This is a genomic window from Nonlabens sp. (assembly GCF_965657255.1).
Lineage (GTDB): Bacteria > Bacteroidota > Bacteroidia > Flavobacteriales > Flavobacteriaceae > Nonlabens.
In genome coordinates this window covers 1-23438 of the sequence record NZ_CBFHNM010000006.1, presented here as the reverse complement: position 1 = coordinate 23438, position 23438 = coordinate 1, and the positions used below count along the sequence as shown (strand labels likewise).

Annotated in this window: 14 protein-coding genes and 1 riboswitch; of the genes, 5 read left to right on the top strand and 9 right to left on the bottom strand. The window is 34.8% G+C overall.

The features are described 5' to 3' along the window. Positions 1–78: 78 nt before the first annotated feature. Positions 79–2526, top strand: a complete 2448-nt coding sequence (locus ACTF54_RS08320; RefSeq protein WP_347197257.1) for a T9SS type B sorting domain-containing protein — start codon at positions 79–81, stop codon at positions 2524–2526. 158 nt (positions 2527–2684) lie between these two features. On the opposite strand, the gene ACTF54_RS08315 is transcribed toward ACTF54_RS08320, so the two are convergent. Continuing rightward, positions 2685–3842 (bottom strand): ABC transporter substrate-binding protein, encoded by a 1158-nt coding sequence (locus tag ACTF54_RS08315; protein WP_438969139.1) that lies wholly within the window; start codon positions 3840–3842, stop codon positions 2685–2687. A 122-nt stretch (positions 3843–3964) separates the two neighbouring features. After that, a riboswitch (cobalamin riboswitch) is annotated at positions 3965–4192 on the top strand. 132 nt (positions 4193–4324) lie between these two features. On the opposite strand from ACTF54_RS08315, the gene ACTF54_RS08310 reads away from it, so the two are divergent. Next, the gene (locus tag ACTF54_RS08310) at positions 4325–6289 is read left to right on the top strand and encodes a TonB-dependent receptor plug domain-containing protein (RefSeq protein ID WP_438969138.1); all 1965 of its coding nucleotides are present in this window, start codon (positions 4325–4327) and stop codon (positions 6287–6289) included. A gap of 94 nt (positions 6290–6383) precedes the next feature. Here ACTF54_RS08310 and ACTF54_RS08305 read toward each other — a convergent pair whose 3' ends face one another. From ACTF54_RS08305 to ACTF54_RS08295, 3 genes are read right to left on the bottom strand one after another with little or no spacing between them, the layout of a single operon-like run. Beyond that, complete coding sequence (locus ACTF54_RS08305; protein ID WP_347202167.1) at positions 6384–7331, bottom strand: alpha/beta hydrolase; 948 nt, start codon at positions 7329–7331, stop codon at positions 6384–6386. 3 nt (positions 7332–7334) lie between these two features. Next, a complete protein-coding gene (locus ACTF54_RS08300) occupies positions 7335–7964 on the bottom strand; it encodes a response regulator transcription factor (protein WP_347196701.1) in 630 nt (209 codons plus the stop codon). Continuing rightward, entirely contained in the window at positions 7961–9724 is a 1764-nt protein-coding gene (locus ACTF54_RS08295; protein ID WP_347196700.1) for a sensor histidine kinase, read from the bottom strand. The genes ACTF54_RS08300 and ACTF54_RS08295 overlap by 4 nt, the downstream gene beginning before the upstream one ends. A 169-nt stretch (positions 9725–9893) precedes the next feature. On the opposite strand from ACTF54_RS08295, the gene ACTF54_RS08290 reads away from it, so the two are divergent. Then, positions 9894–11903 carry a dipeptidyl-peptidase 3 family protein gene (locus tag ACTF54_RS08290; protein WP_438969137.1) on the top strand — a complete coding sequence of 670 codons (2010 nt, stop codon included), beginning with the start codon at positions 9894–9896 and terminating at the stop codon, positions 11901–11903. Between the two features lie 67 nt (positions 11904–11970). Here ACTF54_RS08290 and ACTF54_RS08285 read toward each other — a convergent pair whose 3' ends face one another. Next, positions 11971–12192: a hypothetical protein gene (locus ACTF54_RS08285; RefSeq protein ID WP_347196698.1), complete on the bottom strand. Its 222-nt coding sequence runs from the start codon at positions 12190–12192 to the stop codon at positions 11971–11973. A 54-nt stretch (positions 12193–12246) separates the two neighbouring features. Here ACTF54_RS08285 and ACTF54_RS08280 point away from each other — a divergent pair, with 54 nt between their 5' ends. Further along, positions 12247–12642, top strand: a complete 396-nt coding sequence (locus ACTF54_RS08280) for a nucleoside triphosphate pyrophosphohydrolase family protein (RefSeq protein WP_347196697.1) — start codon at positions 12247–12249, stop codon at positions 12640–12642. A gap of 84 nt (positions 12643–12726) precedes the next feature. Here ACTF54_RS08280 and ACTF54_RS08275 read toward each other — a convergent pair whose 3' ends face one another. The 4 genes from ACTF54_RS08275 to ACTF54_RS08260 form a co-directional block, all read right to left on the bottom strand. Continuing rightward, complete coding sequence (locus tag ACTF54_RS08275) at positions 12727–17466, bottom strand: T9SS type B sorting domain-containing protein (RefSeq protein WP_347196696.1); 4740 nt, start codon at positions 17464–17466, stop codon at positions 12727–12729. Positions 17467–17598: 132 nt separating this feature from the next. Beyond that, positions 17599–18309 (bottom strand): SAM-dependent methyltransferase, encoded by a 711-nt coding sequence (locus ACTF54_RS08270; RefSeq protein ID WP_347196695.1) that lies wholly within the window; start codon positions 18307–18309, stop codon positions 17599–17601. A 54-nt stretch (positions 18310–18363) separates the two neighbouring features. Further along, positions 18364–19641 carry an exonuclease domain-containing protein gene (locus ACTF54_RS08265; protein ID WP_347196694.1) on the bottom strand — a complete coding sequence of 426 codons (1278 nt, stop codon included), beginning with the start codon at positions 19639–19641 and terminating at the stop codon, positions 18364–18366. Between the two features lie 103 nt (positions 19642–19744). Beyond that, positions 19745–21523 (bottom strand): AMP-dependent synthetase/ligase, encoded by a 1779-nt coding sequence (locus tag ACTF54_RS08260; protein WP_438969136.1) that lies wholly within the window; start codon positions 21521–21523, stop codon positions 19745–19747. Between the two features lie 245 nt (positions 21524–21768). Between ACTF54_RS08260 and ACTF54_RS08255 the strand changes: the two genes are divergently transcribed. After that, positions 21769–23438, top strand: a 1670-nt coding sequence (locus tag ACTF54_RS08255) for a beta strand repeat-containing protein (RefSeq protein WP_438969135.1), incomplete at its 3' end; no start/stop codon positions are given.

Here is a 23438-nt window from a genome sequence, read left to right as displayed (position 1 = left end):
GTTTTTTAACAAATTCAATTATTTATCCGTAATTAACTAATCAATTGATTTTTGTGTTAAGTTTGAAAAAAATAACTAATGAATCTCAAAAGAATTATTGTTTTATTTTCTTTTTTATCGATAGGTTTTCAATTGTCTGCTCAACTAGGTTTTTGTCAAGGAAACTCTGGTGATCCTATTTTTACAGAGACATTTGGTACAGGAACCAACTTTGGTCCAGCTTTACCAGGGACAACCATTCCTGGATATTCGTTTGTAGGTAACAGTGGTCCTCAAGATGGTCAGTATACCATTGCGAGCAACACTTCTTCTTATGGGTGGAATTTACCGAGTGATCATACAGTAGGTGATGTAAATGGTAAAGCTTTAATAGTTAATGGGTCTTTCTCTCCAGGTGATTTTTATGTGCGTCCTATAAGTGGTCTTTGTCAAAATACTACTTATGAGTTTTCTGCATGGCTGATCAATATATTACCTTCAACTCCTTCAGCTTGCGGTGGTAACGGAGTTCCTATTAATGTTCAATTTGAAATATGGGATGATACGGACACTATTTTATTAGCCAGCGGTAATACAGGAAATATTTTTAGCTCTAATACACCGACATGGGATCAATATGCTTTGGTTTTTCAAACCTTACCAGCTCAGACTTCAGTCATTCTTAGGATGCTCAATAATAGTGCTGGTGGCTGTGGTAATGATCTTGCCATTGATGATATTGAGTTTAAAACTTGCGGAGATTTAATAGCCGTAGAAGATGCATCAAATAGTCCCAACGGCACTATATGTGATTCAAATACTCCATTCACCTTAAATTTAAATGCAATTCCAGATAACGCAGTTTTTAGTAATCATTTCTATCAGTGGCAAGATAGCACTGACGGTATCATTTGGAATGATATTCCTGGTGCAATTAATCAAAATGTGACTATTACTAATATTATTTCTACTTCTTTTTATAGGACTAAAGTAGCAGAGTTTGCTGCTAATTTGTCAAATCTTGACTGTCTAACTTACTCTGATGTTTATCAATTAACAGTAAATAATTTACCTACTCAACCAGTAATACAATGTTGGGAAACAGCTACTATTAATGATGCTACGTGTTCGTGGGATGTTACTGGTAGTCAACCTTTACAACCAACTATAGAATGCTGGCAAACGGCTACTTTTAATACAACCAGCTGTTCATGGGATATTGTAGGGACGCAACCTTTACAACCAACTACAGAATGTTGGCAAACAGCAACATTTAATACAACGAGTTGTATTTGGGATGTAACAGGAGTGCAACCTGTACAGCCAACTGCAGAATGTTGGGAAACAGCAACATTTGATACAGTAACTTGTTCTTGGAATATATCTGGAACACAACCGGTACAACCAACAACAGAATGTTGGGAAACAGCAACATTTAATACTACAACTTGTATTTGGGACGTTACAGGGAATCAGCCTTCACAACCAACTATAGAATGTTGGGAAACAGCAACATTTGATGCAGTAACTTGTTCCTGGAATATATCTGGAACACAACCGGTACAACCAACAACCGAATGTTGGGAAACAGCAACTTTCAACACGGTAACTTGTTCTTGGGAAGTTGCTGGTACACAGCCTGCTCAACCCAATCTAGAGTGTTGGGAAACAACAACTTTTAATAATGCCACGTGTGTATGGGATATTACAGGATCACAGCCAGTGATGCCAACTAGTCTTGATTGCTGGCAAACAGCCACTTTTAATAACACAACGTGTACATGGGAAGTTACAGGGACACAACCAGTAATGCCTACACTAGAATGCTGGCAAACAACTGCATTTAATACTACCACTTGTGTTTGGGATCTATTCGGTACTCAAAATGTAGATTCACGTACTGAAGATTTACTTTTATGTGAAAACGATTCTGTGACTCTAGACCCAAATACATCCATTACAAATGCAACTTTTCAATGGAATAGTGGAGAGCAAACACCAACTTTAGACATCGATTTAACAGGAACTTATACTGTAGAAATTACAGATGGCTGTGTAGTAGAAATAGTCAACTATATTATTACTAGAGAAGATCGACCAGTAATAGCTAGTGTAGTGTCTGATTACAATTCAATTGTAATCTCAATTGCAAACGCTGGAATATATCAATTTTCTTTAGATGGTTTTACGTATCAAAACAGTCCTGTTTTTAGAAATCAGCCAGTAGGTCTATATACCATTTATGTTAGAACAGAATTTTGTGAATACGAATTAATAGTAGATTATATACATTTTTACGTACCGAGGTTTTTCACTCCTAATCAAGATGGTTTCAACGATTTCTTTACTATTGATGGATTAGAACTTTTTACTAGTTCAAACTTAAATATTTTTGATCGCTATGGTAAGCTTCTAAAAAGTTATACTAACTCTGACATAGCTTGGGATGGAACCTTTAATGGATCGCCATTGCCATCATCAGATTACTGGTATGTGTTAACTTTAGACGGTAAGGAATATCGAGGTCATTTTGCTTTAAAAAGGTAATTTATAGCTTCTGTGTATCGCTGTAGTTTATCAAATAAACTCAAAATTTGATAAAGGCTATTTGTTTATAACGCTTTCGCGAAAGCATAATCACTAAAAGGTTTATGACTAGTAGTTATTATATACCTTAATCTTATTAATTTAAATAGTTAGCCGTATTAATCATTCAGTTTTTTAAAGAAATACAACTCATGTTCTAATTTTATTTCTGGATGCAAAATCTTTACTAGATCCTTCAAAACTAGATCTGGTCGCATGCTAGCTTCTTCATAATAAGTAACGCCACCTTTTGAACCTAAAGTAAGCGCATGTGTATAAATTTGCTTGTTTTTAAAAGCATCAAATTGTGCATAGGATGTATTATCCTGCAGCATTTTTGAATAACTAGTATATTGCGCCGGTGCAATCCAGAAAGCTGCGTCGCGACCATCCATCAATACTTTTTCTATATTATAAGCGAGAGAACCGCTTCCTGTTGTTGTCTGATAGATGTAGCTGGATCCTGCATCGTTGAGTATTTTTCCCTGCCAAGAATCACCATATGGCAAATACCAAGTGTCTTTCCATGTGGCACCGCTCAAAACTTTAGGTTTATCTACATTTTCAACTAATTCCAACGTGTTTAAATATTCTCTTTCAATTGTTTTGAAAATGGAATCAGCTTCTTTTTCTTTACCATATAAAACACCAAAAAGCTTGATCCACTCTGCTTTCCCTAAAGGATGTTTTTCTACCCATTCTCCATTATAAATAACCGGTATTCCTGCAGTTATTATTTTTTGATAAGTAGGATTGCTATCATCAATACTAAAACCCATTACAACATCTGGATCTAATAATAAAGTGCTTTCGACATTCATTAGTTCGTTAGTGCCTAACTCTTCTACTTTACCAGTATCAATAAGTTTACGCACTTTAGGATCACTTATATAATCACTTCCAGGGAACCCTATCAAAGATTCTTCTTTTTTAAGTAATACTAGCGGCGGAATATGCGTGGTAGAGGTAAGTACTATTTTATCAATAGGAATTTTAATCGTTAACGACGCATCAGGCTCAGGTATTAATTCTCTTTCTTGATTTTTTATCAATTTAAAAGGATAGGTAACTACACTTTCTGGCCATGGATTCATTATGGTCAGATAATATCCAGTATCTGTATTTTGAATTTGAAAACCTTCTGCATATTTAATTTCAATTTCTTCATAGGTAGCATTGGTTGTTCTTGAAGGTAGCTTTTGATCGGTTTTCGCTTCTTTTTTACAGGATTGTAATATTGTAATATAAAGTAATAAAAGTGTCAATGTCTTTTTCATAGAACTCCAAAAGTAATTATTATAATAGATTAGGAGTTCGTTAGAATCATATTTTATTATAATACTTAGTATATAAAACTTTCTTTATTCATAATAATCCTACTTTTGTGGATTGAATTTGGTTTCATAGTTTTTAATGTTCTCGCTTTCGCGAAAGCGGAATCATAAAAAGCTATCGAATTAAAAGGGAATCTAGTGCAATTCTAGAGCTGTTCCCGCAACTGTAAACAAAACGACGTTAAAGGTCGTCCTTTATTTAAAGGGTAAAACCATTCATGCCACTGAGTCCAGGACTTGGGAAGGCGGTTTTATTTTGAAGTCAGGAGACCTGCCATATTTCAAATAATTGTTCATCTTCGGGATAAAGATAGCGATGGGTTTTTATACGTCAGGTCGAGTGCATTCTAGACCTGTTTATTGCATGTTATCTAGCTTGTGTAGATTCTCCTCACTTTCCTTTTCCCGTATTTAAAAATCATTTAATGAAAAAGCAAATCATCGCGTTAAGCGCACTGATCGCTGTATTTGTGTCGGGAAAAGCACAGGTAGTCCAAGACTCTACAGCAACAAAACTGGAAGAAGTAATCGTTACAGCTTCGTCAAAATTTGAACTGAAACGCAAAGACAGCGGTAAACCAGTTATTAAAATCACAAGAGCAGATATTGAGGCGCAACGCAGCGCTAATATTGCAGATCTTTTAAATCAATACGCTGGTATTGAGATCAATGGTGCTCGTAGTAATGCAGGGCAAAATCAAAGTTACTTTGTACGTGGTGGAAACAGCCGTCAGGTTTCTTTTTTGATCGATGGTGCACAGGTCAATGACCCAAGTAATATTGCTGGAGATTTTGATTTAAGGCTAGTTGATATTGATCAAATTGAAGAAATCGAAATTCTAAAGGGTGCAGCGAGTACGCTTTATGGTGCAAATGCAAGTACTGCTGTAATCAATATCAAGTTGAGAAAGGCACCTACATCTGGCGTGCGCGTTAATGTGGCTTCTTTTATAGGTACCAATAAAAGCGTAGAACAGGCAAACAATGGTCCTGATGAATATAACAATAGCATCCAACTTCAAGGAAGAGCTATGAACGGACTTACTTATGGAGTAGGATTAAACCATCAGAGCACAAATGGTTTAAGTGCTGCAGAAAGTGCTGATGATAATGAGCAGTTTGAATCTGACGCATTTAACCGAATTAATCTATTAGGTAGGATAGGTTATAACAATAACAAAGATTTTAAATTAAGTAGTTATCTTTCATTTGATGAATATGTGGCCGAGTTTGATAATGGTGCGTTTACCGATGGCGACAATGAAACGTATAGTCGCCAGATACGATGGGGAACAAATATGAACTGGAAGTATTCTGAAAAAGGAGAACTTGTTTATAACGATGTGAGCACGCATACTCGTAGAGATACCAGAAGTAATTTTCCCTCTCTATTTAATGCAGATGGGTATTCTCTAGATCTTTATAATAAATACACTTTTGATCTAGATAATGAATCCAGTTTAAAAACGATTCTAGGTTTTAACTTTCAAAATCAGACGTATGAGGATTTTAGTATTCCATTCGGTAGTACAGAATTTGTACAAAACACTGATAAAGACAATGTAAATTTTCAGATTTATGATCCTTATTTTAATGTGGTGTATTTATCTGGAACTGGTTTTAATGTAAATGTCGGTGCACGATACAACCTACATAGTAACTATGATGGTCAGTTCGTTTATAATCTAAATCCATCTTATCGATTTGACATAGGCGAGCATGTTATAAAAGCTTACACTAGTTATAGTACAGCTTATATCACGCCTTCTTTATTTCAGTTATACGCTAGTGGTTTTGGTAATGAAAACCTTGAACCAGAAGAAAATGCTACTCTAGAAGCTGGTTTTACGTGGAGTAAGGATCAAACTAGTATAGGCCTAACCTTTTTTCAACGAGAAGAGCAAAATTTAGTTCAATTTGTAACTATTGATCCAGCTAATTTTATCTCTCAATATCAAAATGAAGACAAAAACCTAACTGCAAGAGGTGTAGAAATTGTGGGACAAACACTTCTATTTGAGAAATTAAATTTGACAGCAAATTATACTTTTACAGAGCGAGATAATGAACCATTATTAAGACGTATTCCTAAACACAAAGTAAACGCGAGTGCCAGAATAGAGGCTTTTGAAGGTGCTTTCATAACAGCTAGATATCAATACAATCATCAAAGAGGCGATGTCTTTTTTGATTCTACAACATTTATGACACAAAATGTAGAGTTAGATAGCTACCAATTAGTTGACCTAGATGGAACATATAAATTGAAAAGCAAAGAGGTAACTTTCTTTGCAGGTGTTGCTAATATATTTGACGAAGATTTTCAAGAAGTCGTGGGCTTTCAAACTCGAGGCAGAACTTATAAAGTAGGTGTAAGGTTAGGATTTTAATATAAAGTTTAACTTAAAAAAAAAAGGCTATTCATTTGAATAGCCTTTTTTTATAATTATCAAGAGTAATCCATCTGTGATTCATGGATAGGATCTATTTTAATAAAAACTTTAATCCATATTGAACACGGCGTTGCCAGTCTTTCTCACTGTGCTCATGTCCATCAAATTTTTTATAGAGTAAATTTTTATCTGTATAACCTAATTCGTAAAACATGTTGTTGACTTGTAGTTGAAATGGTTCATAATCTTTGTCAAGGGTTTTGGTACCGTGATCAAAGTATATCTTATGAAAGGTAGGTTTAGGTACCGACGTCGGCAATGCGTCTATGAAAGCTTGTCCCAAGTAAGGAATAGGCCAGTGTGTACTCAAACAGCCAGCTTTACCAAAAATATGTGGATATTCTATCATCGCATAAAGTGAAATGTGCGCTCCCATAGACGCGCCCATTATTGCAGTATGTTGAGGTTTTTTAGAGGTTTGATAGTGATTATTGATAAATGGACGCAATTCTTTTACTAAGAATTTTAGATACTCGTCGCTATAAATGTTTTCGCTTCCAAAGTTCTTTTTAAGTTCCGCTTTCGCGAAAGCGGATTCTGTAAGATCGTGCGGTAGCTTAGGCATGTATTCACTAAAACGCTTCTCGCCATTATTCCATATCGCCACAACAATGGTAGGTTGTATGACTTTAATAGTCATTAATGAATCAACTTTTTTATCAATTTCCCACGCGATACCAGTATATGAGGTTTCTTTGTTGAGTACATTCTGACCATCATGCATGTAAAGAACTTGATATTCAACTTCTTTTTGAGGATACCCTTTAGGTAACCATACTTCTACATTGCGCTTATCTACAAATTTTGATTTGAAATTATCGTGGTAGATAGTGGTGTCTTTTGCGATAGGTTTGTTGATCGATTCGGTTTGATTTTTATTTACGGCTTTTGCTTCAAAAACATTTTTAGGAGTGTTGTCTTTACAGCTTAAGTGAATTAAAGTAGCTAAAAGAAAGAAAAAAGGAGCATGATATTTCATATGTTATAGATTAGAATGGCCATGCTGTTTGAGTGAATATTGATATAACTCGCCTTTTCCAGAGAGTCCTAATTTCTGAATCATATTTTTTCTGTGTTTATTAACCGTACTTACGGCAGTACCTCGCTCTTCGGCTATTTGTTGACTAGTCATTCCTTGAGAAATAGATTTTAAAATGACTCGCTCGCTTCTAGAAAGAATATTTTTTTTTGTTTTTCGATTATAGATTTCTTGTACTTTTTTCTCTAAATGTTCATCAAAGTAGTTTTTACCTTCACAGACATCTCTAATCGCCTGTCGTAACTCTATTAATGGGCTACTCTTTAAAACATAACCGTTTGCACCGGCATTAATCATGTCCTCAATGGCGCCCATGTTATCAAACATGCTCAATGCAATTAATTTAGTATGAGGCCTTAATGTTTTAATGGCTTTACATAAATCGATTCCATTCATTTCGGGCATGCTTATATCTGTCAAGATTACATCAGGTGTAGTGTTTTCAAGGCGTTTCAACATTTCTAAACCGTTACATACGGCAAAAAGGATTTTTATGTCTGGATCTTGTTCTAAAAATAATTTGAGTCCATCACTAAGGGAAATGTGATCTTCTGCTATAGCTACAGTTATCATATTATTGGAATTTCTATGTGAATGCTACAACCACCAGTTTTTGTGTTAGAGTCTACTTCAAAACTACCGCTCATATCGTTGATCCTTTTCTTTATATTACTAAGACCTATACCTTTATTGCTACTACTTGGGTAATCAAAGCCTTTACCATTATCTTCTACCATGATATCTAGTGATTTATCATATCCTGTAATATTAATGCTGGCTTCTGTGGCGTTAGCATGTTTCATAATGTTGTTGATCAATTCTTGAATCATTCTAAAGATATACAACTCTGTAGAATTACTTAAACTACCTTTTAAACCACTATGTATAATTTCTATATCTAGTTGACCTGATTTATTAATCTTATCAACTAAGTCCTTTAAACTGTTTATCCATCCATCTTCACTTAAAACTCTACTGTTTTGGGTGTGAGAAAGAGTACGCACTTTTGCATAAGTTTCATTAAGAATGATATGTGCGTTGTTTAGAATATTGCTTATTTCTTTGTCTTCAGAACGTTCTTTAGCATTTTCAAGAGATATTTTGATCGCAGTTAAAGAGCTGCCTAGATCATCATGAAGATCTGAAGCTATTTTAAGACGCTCTTTCTCTTGACCTGCAATCATGGCATCTATACTAGCTAGTTCTTGATCTTTCATCATTTTTAATTCACGTTGTTCTTGAACCAGTTTTCTTTCTTCCATAATTTTTTTACTCTTATAATTATTAAGAATAAAGTAACCAGCGGCGCCTAATGTTATAGTAAGAAGGAAAAGCAACATATAAATACTTACCTCATTTCTTAAATTTTCAGTTTCTAACGCTGCATTTTTAAGTTCTTTCTCTGCCGTTTCATATTTTGTTTGAATTTCATTTAATTCAAATGCATTTTGTGAAGCTGCTAGCGTATCATTCATTTCTAAATGTTTGAAGTAGTAAGACGCTGCATCTTCAAATTTTTTATTGTTATAAAGTATATCTGCTTTGTTACGTAAAATAGTCAACAACAATTGATAGTCATTACTGGATTGGGCCATAACCTCTGCTTCATTAATGTAATCTAATGATATGTTATGATCTTCTAGTGCGGCGCGCAACATGGCCATATTATTTATACGTTGTGCTATGGCTAGCGTATCGTTAGTTGCTCTTGAGCGCTTTAAGTTTCTTTCAAAATAATATAACGTAGAATCCAGACTTCCTTTGAAATAATGAATCGTACCCATGTTATTTTCTATGCCTAATAGTTCCTCTTGTAGATCATTTTCTACTGCAATACGTTGCATTTGATAATTATATTTAAGTGCCAGGTCGTAATTATCGCCTACAATTTCTTTGTAAAAAGAATTGTAAATACAATCTATTTTTAACTTGGGATTATTTAGCTCTTCTGCTATTATACAATTCTCCTCAATTAATGATGGTGCAGCTGTGCTATACTCTGATACAGAATTTGCAATGCGCATCAAGTAATCATTTGCGTTGTAAATTACCATAGTACGCGCATGAGATTTTAAATCCTTTACTTTAAGTAAAGTTTTATAGGCATCTAAAAGATCATTTTCTAAAAACTCAATAATTCCTTGATTGAGCAAATAGCTAGCTTGATCTTCTTTTGATAAAGAATCATAATCATAGGTATTCAATGCTTTTTTTGTTGCCTCCACTTTTCCTTCATCTAACATGGTTAGCATGTCATTAAATGGAACTAATTCTTGTGTGAATACAACAGTGTTACAAGCTAGAAAGATCAATAATATCAGTTGTTTTATCATATATTAAATGTAGGAAGTAGGAATATATGCCTTTTTGTTAAAACCTTAAAATTTTCTTAAATAATTAATTCATAGTAGATCTCTTTAAGTAGGTGTTGTCAACTATTGTATTTAATCAAATGATTATTTTTGAGAAAAGAACAAAATAATTTTAAAAAATGATTTATTAATGAGATATCTCAAAATAACCAGTTGCCTTTTTGCAATAGCATTTGCTTTTTCTTGTCAGGATGAACCAAAACAAGAAATCATTGAAAAACAAGCGGATTTCAGTTACAACGTGACAGAGTTTGCTGACATAGGAGTATTACGATATCAAATCCCTGGATGGGAAGAATTGAATCTAGATCAACAAAAGCTTGTTTATTATTTAACTCAAGCAGGCTTAAGTGGTAGAGATATTACTTGGGATCAAAATTATAGACACAATTTATCTATAAGAAAAGGTTTAGAACAAATATACACCAGCTTTCAAGGCGACAGATCCACAAAAGAGTGGCAACAGTTTGAGACTTATTTAAATAGAGTCTGGTTTGCAAATGGTATCCATCACCATTACAGTATGGATAAGATGAAACCTGAATTCTCAAAAGAATATCTAGTTTCTTTAATGGAAGATCAAAGTATTTCTATACCTTCTGAAGCAGTAGATGTTATTTTTAACGATCAAGATTCAAAAAAAGTTGTTCTTGATAAAGACAAAGATATTGTACTAGAAAGTGCCGTAAATTTCTATGAGCCAGGTATTACTACAAAAGAAGCAAAAGCTTTCTATAATTCTATAAAAGTAAATAAAGAGCAACCTGTAGAACTAGGCTTGAACTCAAGATTGGTGAGAAAGAATGGTCAACTAGTAGATGACGTTTATAAAAGTGGTGGCCTTTATGGGGAAGCGATTGATCAAATGATTTACTGGTTGCAGCTTGCTCAAGGTGTTGCAGAATCTGATAAGCAATCAAAAGCACTAGGTTTACTTATAGAATATTATCAAACCGGTAGTCTTGATAAATGGGATGAATACTGTATCGCATGGAGTACTAGTACAGAAGGTGCTGTGGATTGGATCAATGGTTTTATTGAAGTATATAACGATCCTATTGCTTATAAGGGTAGTTATGAAACAATTGTTCAAATCAAAGATTTTGACATGTCCCGACAGATGAATGTTCTTAGTGAAAATGCTCAATGGTTTGAAGATAATTCTCCATTAATGGAAGAGCACAAAAAGGATACGGTAACTGGCGTCAGTTATAAAACAGTAAACGTTGCTGGAGAGGCAGGAGATGCTAGTCCTGCCACACCTATAGGAGTAAATCTACCTAATAACACATGGATAAGAACCGTTCATGGCAGCAAATCGGTATCATTGGGTAACATCATTTCAGCTTATGCAAATGCAGGCGGATCTGGAAGATTACAGGAGTTTGCCCACGATCAAAAAGAAATAGAATTAGAAGAAAAGTATGGTGCCAAAGCCGATAAATTACACACAGCTTTACATGAAGTAGTAGGACATGCAAGTGGTCAGATCAATCCTGGAGTAGGAACACCTAAAGAAACTTTAGGTAGTTATAAATCTACCATAGAAGAAGGCCGCGCAGATCTATTTGGACTTTATTATCTAATGGACCCTAAATTAGAAGAATTAGGATTAGTAGATAATTGGAAAAATTACGGTATGGCTGCTTATGACGGTTATATTAGAAATGGATTGGTTTCACAGCTAGTTCGTTTAGAATTAGGAAAAGATGTAGAAGAAGCGCACATGCGTAATAGACAATGGGTCAGTGCTTGGGTATATGAGAAAGGAAAGGAAGAGAACGTGATTGAAAAAGTTATCAAAAACGGTAAAACCTACTATGACATCAAAGATTATGATAAATTGAGGATGCTTTTTGGCGAGCTACTTAGAGAAACACAGCGCATTACGAGTGAAGGAGATTTTGAAGCTGGACAAGAGTTAGTAGAAACTTATGGTGTGAAGGTAGATCAAGCAATACATAAAGAAGTACTAAATAGAAATAAACAATTCAAAGCACCTGCGTATCGAGGTTTTGTAAATCCTGTCATTGTACCTATAATGGAAGGCGAGAAGATAACCAGTTTTAAAATTGAGCAGCCAGATACATTTGAAGAACAGATGTTGATGTACTCAAAGAATTATGGATTTTTGGAATAATTTTATTTAATTCCGCTTTCGCGAAAGCGAGACCTCAAAAGAGCACTAGAACAAATCTGGTGCTTTTTTATTTTTCTAGACCGAATTTAATAGCGACCAAAAGAACGATAAAGGAAACAAACCCTATAAGTACCCAAAATACGCCCTTATAGTTTTTTTTATGCAATGCTTTATCTTTTAAGTACATAAAGGATATGACGATACAAAAGACAATGAAGAAAGCGATTCCAAAATAAATTTGTCCAGTACTGAACATAGGATCTTTTACAACTAATGGCAATGCATTCATAGAAAACTTATTTTTACAAAATTACAAACCAAAACTAGCAATACCATCATAGATATGAAGAAACAAATAGAAAGTGTGCATAAATTTCACACAGCGTTTAAATTAGGAATGAATAATTCTCCAGTTGCTGACATAACAGAACGTCGTAATAAATTGCGTTATGAATTAATGAAAGAAGAGAATGAAGAATATTTAGAAGCAGCTCAAAATAATGATCTAGTAGAGGTTGCAGATGCATTAGGCGATATGCTATATATTCTTTGTGGAACCATTATAGAGCATGGTATGCAAGATGTTATTGAAGATGTTTTTGATGAAATACAACGCTCTAATATGTCTAAACTAGGAGCAGATGGATTACCTATTTACCGTGAAGACGGTAAGGTTTTAAAAGGGCCATCTTATTTTAAACCTAATTTTGCACCTATTTTAGGTGATCGTAAAGAATAGAGTAGAAGTATAATAGTTATACTATAAAATGCAAAAAGCGAGTCATTGAAAATGACTCGCTTTTTCTATTTAAAATCTTAAAGATTACCTTTTTAAAGCAAAATGTCCTTTAAAACTACGTCCATCAGTTAATTCTACTACATACCAGTAGTCACTTGATGGCATTGGGTTGCCATTATACGTACCATCCCAACCAGCACCAGTAGGACTTATTTGTTTCAACAATTTTCCAAAGCGATCAAAAATATAAATACTAGCATCTGGAATTTCACTTACGGCAATAACCTGCCATGTGTCGTGGTACCCATCTTGATTAGGTGTAAAATATGGTGGTCCACCTATAATGACTGCGTCCATTGAAACGGTACCACAGCCATTCTTATCTCGTACATAAACGGTATAGAATCCAGGATATAAGTTAGAGAATCGTTGACTATCTTGATATACAAAATCATCTAATGAATATTCATAATCACCACTTCCTGTTACAATCGCAGTAAGCGTATTTGTATTTACTTCAAATTGACCTACATCAATACGTTCAATAGTAGCAACATCAGATTCTACTACTCTTACAGTAGCAGTACTATCACATCCATCGGTATTAGTTACAGTTACAGTATAATCACCACCAGAATCAACATCTATAGACTGTGTCGTATCTCCTGTAGACCATAAGTAGCTGGAGAATCCTGGTCCTGCATCTATGGTTTCTGCTACTCCAGCACAGATAGTAAATGGTCCTTGATCTGCAATTACAGGTCTTGCAAACACCTCTATTTCAAAAGAAGAAAAATCAGCACATTCTTCATTAGAGGCGTTTTCGATACGAGCATAAATAGTTTGTACTCTAGATACATTAATATAAGGAAAACTAAGTGCACCAGTATCGTTTATGGCGTCTGTCTGACTTGTGTGATAGGTTATATTGAAGTCAGCTGGGTTTTGGCCATCATAGATGTCAGCATCTTGAATTGTAAAGTCAAATTCCTCAAAACCATCATTGCTAATATCATCGCAGCCTACTAAGTCTATTGCAGTACCTGCTGTAGGCTGTTCACTTACAGTTAAAGTAAAACTTGTATCATCTGCACATGTAGGGTTAGTTGCAGCTTCTATTCTTACAAAAATAGTTTCTGGGGTAGTCGTATTACTTGGATATGCCGTATCATTCATAATTTGATCAGTACCCATACCAGATTGCGCACCATTCAATGTAGTATGATAAGTAATATTAAATTCTGCTGGATTTTGGCCATTTAACACTTCACTGTTTGCCATAGTTAGATCAAATATTTCAGATCCATCATTTCCTGGATCATCACACGTAATCATGTCTTCCACATCATTTGCAGTAGGTGTAGGACTGATTACAAAACGAAACGTTGTTGTAGTAGCACAAATTTCATTGTTTGAATTATCAATCCTAGCAAAAATATTAGGCGTTGCACTAGTCACTGTGTAAGGACTGCCAAGTGGTGATATATTGTTATCAGCATCAGCTTGTGTAGCGTGATAGGAGACATTAATAGGACTAGATTGTCCGTCTAAAATTATAGAATCAAATTGAGTTAAATCTACATCTTCTGTACCGTCGTTAGAAGGGTCATCACAAACAATAATATCAGAAGGTGTTACTGATCTTGGTAATTGATCAACAAAAATGTTAAACATGTTTGTACTATAACAATTTCGATCTAAATTATTTTCTATCCTTACAAATATAGTAGTCGAACCACTATTATAAGTATTAGGTAGCGGAGTTGCTCCTCCTAAACTTCCTAGATCAGCATCTACTTGCGAGGTAAAATATTCAATTGTAAAGTTTGCTGGATTTTGACCGTTTAAAACTTCTGCATTTCTAGAACTTAAATCAAAATCTTCTAAACCATCATTAGTACTATCATCGCAAAGTCTATATTCTGCAACTATATTTGCGATTGCTTGTTGATTAAGAATTATGTTGATAGGTGTAACAGCAAAACAAGTAGTGTTTGCTGGATTAGTCAGTCTTGCAAATATAGAATTTGTTCCAGTCACTACTGTATAAGGACTTGTTAGAAGTGGAGTACCGGCATCTGCATCAGCACGAGTTGCGTGGTAGCTAATATTAAAGGTCGTTGTGCTTTGACCATTATAAATGAATGCATCAAAACGTGTGTTTAAATCAATATCTTCCGTTCCATCATTTGTGTCGTCATCACAAAGCATAAGATCTACAACCGGTGCTTCAATAGGAAGAGCGTCAACAACTAAATCAAAAAACGTAGTATTGTAACAATTTCTATTTGCATTACTTTCTATACGTACAAAAATAGTTTGTCCACCACTACTATACATGTTATTCACTGGTGTTGCGCCACCTAAACTTCCTTGATCAGCTTCAGCTTGTGTTGTAAAATATTCAATGCTAAAATCAGTTGTAGACTGACCAAGTAACACTTCTGTATTCCTGGAAACTAGGTCAAACACCTCTGAATTGTTATTTGAAATATCATCACAGAGTCGGTATTCCGCTACCGGATTTGCTTCTGGAACAGTATTTAATTCGACTACAAAAGATACAGTGTTTGCACAAAGCTCATTATTTAAGTTGTCAATACGAGCGAAGAAAGTCGTAGTTCCTGTTAAAGTGAAAGGTGATGTTTGATCATTTGCACCAGTATCAGCATCAGTTTGATCTAAGTGATAGGTAATCACGTAATCAGGATTAGTTTGACCGTTAAGCACTTCAATATCAAAATCAGTTAACGAAATCATCTCAGAATTGTCATTTCCTGTATCACAAACAGCTATATCCATAACTGGATTTGCAGTAGGAGTATCCCAAACAAAAAGATCAACCTCAGTTGTAGAGGTGCAGCCACTTGGGCTATTGTCTTCTAATCTAATATATATTCTCTCAGTGTCTATAGTACCATTAGTATAACTACTTGGGTTAGAAATCAAATCAGTTGTTCCACCAGTGGCAGCACCTGCAGCACTTGTATAATATGAAATAGTAAAAGCAGTTGCTGGCAATCCATTTAAAACCTCTCCTTCTAGACTTGTTAGATCAAATAAAGAAAAACCATCGTTGTCATTATCACAATTAGTTAAGTCACTTGGTCTAGTTGCTCCAGAACCACTAGCCACAATCACATCAAAAGATACAGTATCGTGACAGATTCTGAAAGTTGAATTCTCATTATTAGTAATCCGTGCAAATAGTGGAGTAGTTCCAATGGAAAAATCATATGGTAATGTAATTGCACTCAAATTATTATCTGCTGCACTTTGAGATAGGTGATAGGTTACTTGAAAGTTAGTATTTACCTGCATATCTACAACTTGTGGAGTTTCTACGATAGTGAGGTCCCTTGTTTCTATTCCATCTCCATCGCTATCACATAAAAACACATTAGTTACTGAGTTTGCTATTGGGTTTTCATAAATGGTAATATCAGAAGTAGCTGTAAAGTTAAAGCCTCCATTACTAATTACTAAGCTTACCGTATAAACACCAGCAGCAGGAAAGGTATGTACTGGATTAAATATATTTGAAGTAGGGCTACCGTCACCAAAATCCCAAGTTATTAAAGATGTCGGACACAAATCAGCAGTTGAGGCTTCAAATTGAACTGGAGTCGTTTCACAAAAATTAGTTTGATTTATAGAGCCACCAGTTGCAGATCCTTGTGGAAAAGAGTTGAAGGAAGGTTCAAAAAACGATGTTATAAAAGGAGGTAAACCTTCAAAACAGTCGTTGTTTAGCGCTACTCCATCATCAGTATAAGAAGCGCCAGCTCCTACAGAATTGGGTGATCTAATAACCCCTAGCCATGGCTGACATGTCCTCGCGTGATAAATATTACCATCGATACCTAGCTGTAATGCACCACGTCCACTATTTGCACCTGTTGCAGGAAAAGAAAAAGGATTTGAATTCCATCCACCTCCATTACCTATATTATATTGCAATATTTCTCTATTATTACCACCACCACAGCCATTTGCTGTATTACTAGAGTTACCGTTTAAATATAGTAAGTTAGAATCTGGAGAAAACTCAGCACCATAAAAGTTATTGTTGGGTCCAGGATTGGAAAGTGCAATAGGATTGCTAACCACACCAGTGACATTATTATAATCCATCAACCACGCATTATTTGAATCTGCTACATGAGTATTACAAAGTTTAGATCCATCAGGACTTAACCTTAAGTATCCAATATTTATAAACGAATCTGTTCCAGGTAAAGTTGATGTTACAGCCCTTGCTGGTAAAATAATTCCTCCAGCTGCTGGAAAAGAATTGTATACGCCATCTTTACCAGTTACTATCCAGTAAAATGTTCCTGCATCATTTATAGTTGCTGTAACCTTTTCATTATAATCATCGAGTATCAAGATGTTTTTTCTTCCGGCAACAACGTCACCTAAACCACCATTCATTGACATATCTACTATACTATACCTTAAACCCACACTACTTGCTTGACTCACAGTAATAAGGAAATATCTATCGGCATTTCCTAGATCAGGTATAATGATTGCAGATTGAGAACTGGATTGGTTTCCTTGAAGTCCATTTCCATTGGGCATTATATTCCCATTTCTGTCCCATACTCTACTACCATCAGAATACATTTGAAGAACGCCACATGGATCAGAAATACTACTACATCCTTCAATCGTATCTAACTGTCCGGCAGGTGCAGCTACTGGAGCGCCGCTATTAAAATCTACACTTGCATTTGTCCCAAAAAACCACCATGCGGCTTCAAGTTGTGCAAATGTTAAAATAGGAATAAATAGAAATGTTAAGAATAAAAGTTTTTTCATGGCTATTTTTAAATTTGGAGCTCGTAAAATACAGTATTTATATGAATTCTTTAAACTGAATCAAAAATCGTTATACTACATACTAGTTGACTTACAAATATCAAATGTTAAGTAATCTTGAAAATTAAAACATTAACCCTGAATTATAAAAATAGCAGGTCTTTTGTGTAAATCAGGAATTTGCTTTTTCCATAAATCAATGGGCAGCGTCTTAATGAACTCTGTAGGTAAACTTATATCGCAAGCCACACACAGTTTTGTTTTTCCTGAAAGACTTAATAAAAGCTCTTCCAGCATTTTATTATTGCGATATGGGGTTTCTATAAAAGATTGAGACTGTTGGTATTTTGTTGATATGGATTCTAAGTCCTTGATTTTTTTACGTCTTTCTTGTTTATCAATGGGTAAATAACCATTAAAAGCAAAATTTTGACCGTTTAAACCACTAGACATCATTGCCATGAGAATAGAGCTAGGACCTACCAGTGGCTGCACGCGTATGCCCTTTTCATGAGCTATGGCAATTACATCTGCTCCAGGATCAGCAATTCCAGGTACTCCAGCCTCACTCATTAATCCCATATTTTTTCCTTCTAAACAAGGTTGTAGAAATGCAGGAAGCTCGCTTTGCTCTGTAAATTTATTGATGGTAGAGAACTCTAAAGAAGGTTGTGACTTTGAAGGATAAACACTTTTTATAAATCTCCTTGCTGTTTTTTCGTTTTCTACAATATAATGATCCACCATTTCAACTACTTTTTTAACTGATAATGGTAATACTTCTAGTGGGCTTATGTCTCCTAAGGTTACTGGTATAAGAAATAATCTTCCTTTTTCTTCCATAATTTGATATTGTTAAAGTTGGATGTTGGCCTCGCTTTCGCGAAAGCGTAACTTTTATAAGTCTATGACCTGATATACTTTTTTGTGTCTCAAATAACTAGATAAAATATGCGTTATCTGATTACTTCCTTCTACAGGCGTTAAAAGGCTTTTGAGCATTGAGATATCTGTCATTTGAATACGTAGGTGAACAAAGGCATAACCTATCGCCTTACCATTTTCAATAAGTATGACACTACGTTCACTAGCCTCACGACCCTTGTCAACTATGAGTTTGGTTTTATTTTTTAAACTGTATTGTTCTTTTATTTTTTCAAATAAATCTTCCTTTTCATTTGAATTAGAAAGTTTTTCATTCTCTCCATTTAGTTTATCTAAGAAATTTTTTCCAGATTTTGAAGAAGAAAAACTTAATAAATAATTAGGATTTTTCACAACAGATTTTATTTCAAGATGTGAGACTCCTTTCTCATCAACATATCTATACAATCCATGAGAAAAATTAGTTCTTCTGATTTTACCATTTAATGAAGGTAAATGTTTCTTAACTTCTATGTATTCTTTTAAAATAGAAATCAATTCACTACCAGTTTTTTCAAAAGTAACTTCGGCTACTTGTTTTTGAATTTCTTTAGATTTTTTATTAGAGCCAGTAAATAGTTGTGTGACTCTTTTCTTTATATTTTTACTCTTACCTATAAATATTATCTCATTATCTCGATTATAAACATAAAATACACCTGTAGAATTAGGAATATTCTCAAGTATTAATTTTAAATTAGGCTCTATTTTTAGAGGTTTATAAAATTTTAGGCTTTGTGAGATAATCTTTTTATCGACGTCTTTTTGTAGCAAAAGTTGGAATAATTTAACGGTTGCAAGAGCATCACCAGTTGCCCTATGTCTATCTGTAATAGGAATACCTAGGGCCTTAGTCAGTTTACCTAGATTAAAGCTTTTTTGCTCTGGAAGTAAGCTTTGTGCTAGTTCTACTGTGCAAAGTGTAGGTCTTTCATAATTAAAACCTAATCGGTCAAACTCTAAACGTAACATGCGATGATCAAACTCTGCATTATGAGCAACTAGAGTAACATCTGTAGTTATTTCAATAATTCTTTTTGCTACCTCATAGAATTTAGGAGCACGTTTCAACATGGCATTATTTATTCCTGTAAGTTTTACAACAAATGGTTGTATTTCTTTTTCAGGATTAATAAGACTAGCAAATTGATCTACAATTTCATGACCATTAAATTTATAGATGGCTACTTCTGTAATACCTTCTTCATTAAACTTTCCACCAGTGGTTTCAACATCTACTATTGCGTACAATTCTAATTTTTTATTATACAGATTTGTCTGTAATTATTGAGCGTAAGCTAATAAAAAAAGCCGTGTCATAAACACGGCTTTAGGTAACTTATGCAATGACTTATTAAATTTTTGCGCCATAAATTTTATGGTATAGATTTTCATAGCGCGTTTTTATATTTCTACGCTTTAATTTTAGAGTAGGTGTAAGATGTTCAGCATCTATGGTCCATTCTTCTGGTGTTAATTCAAAAGTTTTAACACGTTCCCATTTACCGAACTTCTTATTGTGCTCTTCAATTTCTCTTTGAAATCTACTGATAACAATTTCATTAGAACATAAATCGTCCCAGTCGGTAAATTTGATCTCTTTACGTTTTGCCCAGTCGGTTAAAAATTCAAAATTAGGCTGTATAAAAGCTGCTGGCATTTTTTCACCTTCACCTATTACCATAATTTGTTCTATAAAGCGACTTTGCTTCATCATATTTTCAATTACTTGAGGTGCGATATATTTACCACCAGACGTTTTGAACATTTCTTTTTTACGATCAGTGATTTTTAAGAAACCTTCCGCATCTATTTCTCCTATGTCGCCAGTATGGAAGTAACCATTTTCATCGATAGCTTCTTTAGTTTTTTCTTCGTCTTTGAAGTAACCCATCATACGTTGTGGTCCATTGATGATTATTTCTCCATCCTCGGCAATTTGAACATCGGTATGCGATAGCATTTTCCCAACGGTTCCTATCCTAAAACCACCATCTCTCATATCATTAACAGATATCACCGGGCTTGTTTCAGTAAGACCATAACCTTCCATAACTGGTACCCCTGCAGCATTAAATACTCTTGCTAATCTAGGTTGTAAGGCAGCACTACCGCTAGCTATTGCTAGAAGGTTGCCACCTAGAGCTTCTTGCCATTTAGAAAAGATAAGTTTTTTAGCAATGCCTAATTTTTTTTCATACCACCATCCATTAGCTCCGTAAGGTTGCCATTCTAGGCCTAATTCTACAGCCCAAAAGAATAGTTTTTTCTTTACACCGGTAAGGTCAGTTCCTTTAGCAATAATTTTGTCGTATACCTTTTCTAATAGTCTAGGTACAGCGCTCATTACTTCTGGAGATATTTCTTTCAAATTATCAGATATAGTTTCTAAAGATTCTGCAAAGTAAATCCCGGTTCCAGTATATGTATACATATATTGAAGCATGCGTTCATATATATGACACACAGGTAAAAAGCTCAAAGCTTTAGATTTTCCTAATTCTAATGGTAATCGTGTGGCACTAATCATTGCATTACTAGAAATATTCTTATGTGACAACATTACACCTTTAGGTCTACCAGTCGTACCAGAAGTATATATTAAGGTAGCCAGTTCTTCTACATCTATACTACCCATAATACCTTCTAAAGTATCTTGATTACTTTTATCTTCACCTAATGTCTTAATTTCTTTCCAGCTTTTGCAACCGTCGATATCTTCAAAAGAATATACGTCGATCAAAGATGATACCTGACTTTTAATACTCATTACCTTATCGTAGACTTCTTTATCAGATACGAAAACATATTTAGATTCACTATGATTGAGTACGTAAGCATAATCGTCTTCGGAAATGGTAGGATAAATAGGAACATCCTGCGCACCAGTTTGCATAATACCTATATCCACTATATTCCATTCTGTTCTATTGGTTGAAGAAATGATGGCTATTTTATCATTTTTTTCAACACCTAATCGCAAAAGACCTCTAGATATAGCGCTTGATTGCTCTACAAATGATTCTGTAGATGTTTTTACCCATTCACCATTAACTTTTGAAACTAGAGCATCTTCTCTTGGAAAATTTTCTAACTGGTAATGAGGGAAATCGAATAGTCTTTTATATTGCATGTGTCGTTATTTCTGTATCGCAAAATAGTGAAAGAATATCATTTTTCAAATCGTAAAATTATTATGGTGGAGATTTTCTTTATTCCGCTTTTGCGAAAATGGAATTAATAAATTAAAATAGTCTTAATATTTTAAGTTGTGGTTATATTAATAGTAAAAATCACGTCTTAATTTATTTAACTTTTCATTAGGAAACCATCTTTTAGTCAATTACGTAACTTTTTCATAATCGATACTTAAACTTTATGAAGAACTTTACAAGATTGAGTTTACCTCTTATTCTTTTTTTGTTTTCTACTTTCTCATTTGGGCAGGTAGTAACAAAAACTGTTGACGATGGAACTCCAGGAACATTAAGAGTTGAAATAGCAAATGCAGGTGCAAACGGTACCGTTACGTTTGATAGTTCAATTCAAGGACAGTCTATAAATATTACTAATGGTGATATTGATATAAGCGCATTTGTCGGTTTGACAATTGACGGCAATAACGGTGGATCATCTACTACATTAGTTGGGTCCTCTGCAAATAGAATTTTTGATATATCTACTCTGATAGCAGGCGCTATATCAATTAACAATATTGAATTTGCAAATTCAACTTCTGTTATTGGTGGTGCGGTTTTAGTTAGTGGTGCTACTACGGTTGCAAATTTTACAGACTGTGTTTTTACTTCAAATACAGCAACTGGAAATACAGCTGCTGAAGGTGGTGGAGCCTTATATAATGATGGCGCTACTATTAATTTTACGGGATCATTAACCTCTTTTACGTCAAATAATGCTACTGGGATTTCAGGTAGTGGTGGTGCTATATTTAATGCAAACGGAGGTACTATTAATCTGGATGGCGCTACTTTTAGTGCAAATACTGCCTCCAGAGCAGGTGGAGCTATAGAAGACAATTCTGGCGTTTTAGGTGCATTAAATATTGAGAATTCTCAGTTTATATCTAATACGACTAATAGCAATCCAGGAAACGGCGGTGCTATTCATATGACAGGTGCTGGAAATTCAACAATTGATTCTAGTTCTTTTTCAAACAACATAGCTGCAAATGAAGGTGGAGCATTATGGAATGGAACAGGATTAATGACAGTTACAGATTCTACCATAGATATGAACATCGCGTCAGGTAGTGATGCAATGGTAGCAGGTGCATCTGGTGGTGGAGGAATCTATAATGAAGGTGGAACAGTAACTACAGATGCGACAACTCTTATTACAAACAATATTGCCAATGGAGCTCAAGGAACTGGTGGTGGTGTTCTCAATGCAAACGGAGTTTTCACAGCAATGGGTTCTACTATTTCAAATAATAGTTCCAATCGAGCTGGTGGAGGAATCGAGCAAAATCAGGTATCAACAACCAACCTTACAAACGTAACTATGGATGGTAATATTACTGGAGCAGTAACAGGAGCAGGCGCACCAGGAAATGGAGGTGCACTTCATGTTTCACAAGCAGGAACAGTAAATATCACAGATGGATCTTATACACAAAATATAGCTGCAAATGAAGGTGGTGGACTATGGAATGGATCAGGATCTATGAATATAATGGGATCAGCTGTAATTAATAACAATACAGCAAGCGGAGAAGCTTCAATGGGAGCTATGAATCCAGGAGAAGCTGGCGGTGGAGGAATCTACAATGAAGGTGGAGCAATTGTGATAACCGGAACAGTTTCCATAAACAATAATAATGCAACAGGAAGTACGAGTACTGGTGGTGGGGTATTAGTAGCTGGAGGATCCTTTGATGCAACAGGAAGCACAATAACTGGTAATGGTGCAAATCGTGCCGGAGGAGGAATCGAAGCTAACGGAAATGCACCGGTAACGCTTACTAATGTAAACTTAAGTAACAATACAGCAGGAGTAACTACTGGACCAGGCGCGCCAGGAAATGGAGG